Source organism: Streptomyces sp. NPDC102462 (assembly GCF_044765425.1).
In the GTDB taxonomy this organism is placed as follows: Bacteria; Actinomycetota; Actinomycetes; order Streptomycetales; family Streptomycetaceae; genus Streptomyces.
Genome location: NZ_JBIWKB010000131.1, coordinates 1 through 4,537 on the forward strand (window position 1 = coordinate 1; position 4,537 = coordinate 4,537).

Sequence of the window (4,537 nt, forward strand, 5' to 3'; positions counted from 1 at the left end):
TGGTGGCCCGGCACGAGAGCCTGCGCACGGTGTTCGCCGAGGACGCCGAAGGCCCGTACCAGATCGTCCGGGACCCGGCCGACGCCCGGCCGGAGTTCATGGTCGTCGGGACGGACGAAACACGTCTGCGTGACGCCCTGGCGGAGGGGGCCGGCCGCCCGTTCGACCTTGCCGCAGACATCCCGTTCCGTGCCTCGCTGTTCGCGTTGTCCGAGGACGACCACGTACTCCTGCTGCTGACCCACCACATCGTGAGTGACGCGTGGTCCCGGGCCCCACTGGCCCGTGACCTCACGGCGGCCTACGCGGCCCGGGTGCAGGGCGCGACAGCCCCCGAGTGGGCGCCGCTGCCGGTCCAGTACGCCGACTACAGCCTCTGGCAGCGCGACGTCCTCGGCACCGAGAACGATCCGGACAGCGAGATCTCCCGCCAACTCGCCTACTGGACCGACACACTGGCCGGGCTGCCCGACCAACTGGAGCTGCCGTACGACCGCCCGCGCCCCTCGGTCGCCACCTACCGCGGCGACCGCATCCCCTTCGAGATCCCCTCGGCGCTCTACGACCGGGTCGTCGCCCTGGCGAGGGAGACCCAGGCGAGCCCGTTCATGGTGCTTCAGGCGGGGCTCGCCGCGCTGCTGACCCGGCTGGGCGCGGGTACGGACATCCCGCTGGGCACACCGATCGCGGGCCGCACCGACGAGGCCCTGGACGACCTGGTCGGCGTCTTCCTGAACACGCTCGTGCTGCGCACGGACACCTCCGGGAACCCGACGTTCGCCGAGCTGGTGGACCGGGTCCGTGAGCGGAACCTCGCTGCCTACGCCCATCAGGACCTGCCGTTCGAGCGGCTGGTGGAGGCCGTCAACCCGGAACGCTCACTGTCCCGGCACCCCCTCTTCCAGGTGCTTCTCACACTCAACAACACCGACTATCAGGGCGCGTTGGACTCCCTCGGTGACCTGCCCGGCCTCACGGCCGAGCGGGAGCCGATCGAGTCGTCCGTCGCCAAGTTCGACCTGGCCTTCGGATTCACGGAGCGCCGTGACGGACACGGCCGGGTGAACTCCCTCCATGGTGTGCTGGAGTTCAGCACCGACCTGTTCGACCGAGTCACCGCCGGCACGCTCATCGACCGGCTCCTCCGGTTCCTGGACCACGCGGTCACCACTCCGGACGTCCAGGTCGGCGACATCGAGATCCTGGCCGCAGCCGAGCGCGGCCGCCTCCTCGAACTCTGGAACGACACGGCGCGTGAGGTGCCGGGGCGTTCGGTGGTGGAGCTGTTCGAGGAGCGGGTGTCCTCGGACCCGGCCGCGGATGCCGTGGTCGCGGGCCAGGAGTCACTGTCGTACGAGGAACTGGACGCCCGTGCCGAACGGTTGGCCCACGTCCTGGTCGAACGCGGAGCCGGCGCCGAACGGTTCGTGGCGGTGGCGCTGCCCAGGTCGGTGGACCTGCTCGTGGCACTGCTGGCCGTCTGGAAGACAGGCGCCGCCTATCTGCCCCTGGACACCGAATACCCGGCCGAGCGGCTGGCCTACATGCTGGACGACGCGGACCCGGTCCTGCTCCTGACCACGAGCGACCTGACCCGCGTACTGCCGGAGGAACCGGCCGTGCCCCGGTTGCTGCTGGACGCCCCCGAGACCACCGACGCTCTGTCGCGGCTCGCGGACAGCCAGCCCCTGGCCCGTCCGGCTCTCACGAACCCGGCCTATGTGATCTATACGTCGGGGTCGACGGGACGCCCGAAGGGTGTGGTCGTCCCGCAGGGCGCACTGGTGAACTTCCTGACAGCGATGCAGGAACACTTCGAACTGACCGACCGCGACCGTCTGCTGGCCGTGACCACCGTCGGATTCGACATCGCCGGACTCGAACTGTTCATGCCGCTGCTCTCCGGCGCCACCGTGGTGATCGCCTCACGGGACACCGTCCGGGACCCCGCCGCCCTGTACGGACTGGTGCGGTCGGCGGATGTTTCCGTGATGCAGGCGACGCCGAGCCTGTGGCGAGCGGTACTCGCCCAGGACACATCGGCACTGACCGGAATCCGCGTCCTCGTCGGCGGCGAAGCACTGCCCCCCGACCTCGCCGAAGCACTCACCCACCACACCACATCAGTCACCAACCTGTACGGACCCACCGAAACAACAATCTGGTCCACCCAATGGTCCGTCACCACCCAGGACACACACCGCCCACGCATCGGCCGCCCCATCACCAACACACAGGTCTACGTCCTCGACAACACCCTCCGACCCGTCCCACCCGGCACACCCGGCGAGCTCTACATCGCCGGCACCGGCCTGGCACGCGGCTACCACCACCGCCCAGGACTCACCTCACAACGCTTCGTCGCCAACCCCTACGGCCCCACCGGCACCCGCATGTACCGCACCGGCGACCTCGTCCGCTGGACCCCCGACGGACAACTCGAATACCTCACCCGCATCGACGACCAGATCAAACTCCGCGGCCACCGCATCGAACCCGGCGAGATCGAAACCGTCCTCACCACACACGAACACATCGCACAAGCCGCCGTACTCGTCCGCGAAGACCGCCCCGGAGACCCGCGCCTCGTCGCCTACATCGTCCCGGCGGCGGAGGAGTTGGTGGAGCCGGCAGATGTGCGCCAGCGGCTTGCCGCCCGTCTGCCGGGCTACATGATCCCCTCGGCGTTCGTGACCCTGGATGCCTTCCCGCTCACCCCGAACGGCAAGCTGGACCGCCGCGCCCTGCCCGCACCCGACCACGAACCACAGACAGGCCACGGCCGCGCACCACGCTCCCCCCGCGAAGACATCCTCCGCACCCTCTTCGCCGAAGTACTCGGCATCGACACCATCACCATCGACGACGACTTCTTCACCCTGGGCGGCCACTCCCTGCTCGCCACCAAACTCGTCAGCCGCATCCGCACCGTCCTGGGCACGGAGCTGGCCATCCGACAGCTCTTCGAAAGCCCCACCGTCGCCGAACTCGCCGCCGCACTGGACACCGCGACCGGCACGCGAAAGCCGCTGCGGGCCGCCGCGTCCCGGCCCGCGCGCGTTCCGCTGTCCCACGCCCAGCAACGGCTGTGGTTCCTGCACCGCTTCGAGGGCCCCAGCGCCACGTACAACCTGCCCGTCGCCCTCCGGATGACGGGAGCGCTGGACCAGTTGGCGCTGCGGCAGGCGCTGGCGGACGTCGTGGACCGGCACGAGAGCCTGCGCACGGTGTTCGCCGAGGACGCCGAGGGTCCGTACCAGATCGTGCGGGACGCCACCGAAGTGTCTCTCACGGTGACCGCCACGGACGAGGAACACCTGCACGAGGAACTGGACCGTGCCTCCCGCGCGACATTCGAGCTGAGCGAGGAACCGCCCTTGCGCGTCTTCCTGTTCGAGCTCGGAGACGAGGAGTACGTCCTGCTCGCGGTCGTCCACCACATAGCGGGCGACGCCTGGTCGATGGGCCCCCTCGCCCACGACCTGACGGCGGCGTACGCGGCCCGGGTGCGGGGCGCGGCCCCGGAGTGGGCGCCGCTGCCGGTGCAGTACGCCGACTACAGCCTCTGGCAGCGCGACGTACTCGGCTCCGAGGACGACCCGGACAGCGAGGCCAGCCGCCAACTCGCCTATTGGACGCGGACGTTGGCGGATCTCCCGGCGGAGCTGCCGCTGCCGTTCGATCGGCCGAGGCCGGCCGTGGCCTCGTACGTGGGCGACCGGGTCACCTTCGAGCTGCCGGAGGACGTCTACAGCGGTCTGGTGCGCGTGGCCCGTGAGGGCAGGTCCAGCCTGTTCATGGTGCTCCAGACCGCGCTCGCCACCCTGCTGTCCCGGCTGGGCGCGGGCACGGACATCCCGCTGGGCACCCCGATCGCCGGCCGCACCGACGACGCGCTGGACGATCTGGTCGGCTTCTTCGTGAACACGCTGGTGCTGCGCACCGACGTATCCGGCGATCCCACCTTCACCGAGCTGCTGGAGCGGGTGCGGGCGGCGGACCTCGCCGCCTACGCCCATCAGGACCTGCCGTTCGAGCGGCTGGTGGAGGCGATCAACCCGGAACGCTCACTGTCCCGGCACCCCCTCTTCCAGACCATGCTCACCCTGAACAACACGGAACAGGGCGCGGCCTCCGCCGTCGCTTCCCTGCCCGGCCTGGAGGTGAGCAGCCGGCCGGTGGGAATCGGTGCCGCCAAGTTCGACCTGTCCTTCCGACTCGCTGAACGCCGTCCCACGGCAGAGACCCAGTCCGCCGTGCTGGGTGGTGCGCTGGACTACAGCACCGACCTGTTCGACCGCGAGACCGCACAGTCCATCGCCGACCGCTTCGTCCGCGTACTCACCGCCCTTGCCCAGGACCCGGATCGCCGGGTCTCCGAGGTGGAGGTGCTGGAGAAGAGCGAACGGAAACGGGTCCTGTCGGACTGGCAGGGGGCCTCGCGTGCCCTGCGCGGGGTGTCGCTGCCCCAACTGTTCACCGAGCAGGCGGGCAGATCACCGGACGCGGTGGCCGTACAGTGCGACGACCGCTCCCT

The 4,537-nt window shown here is 69.9% G+C and carries 1 protein-coding gene; it reads left to right on the top strand.

The window, feature by feature from the left end; translation table 11 throughout:
- Window positions 1-4,537, top strand: a 4,537-nt coding sequence (locus tag ACIRFL_RS43480) for an amino acid adenylation domain-containing protein (RefSeq protein ID WP_404041217.1), incomplete at both ends; no start/stop codon positions are given.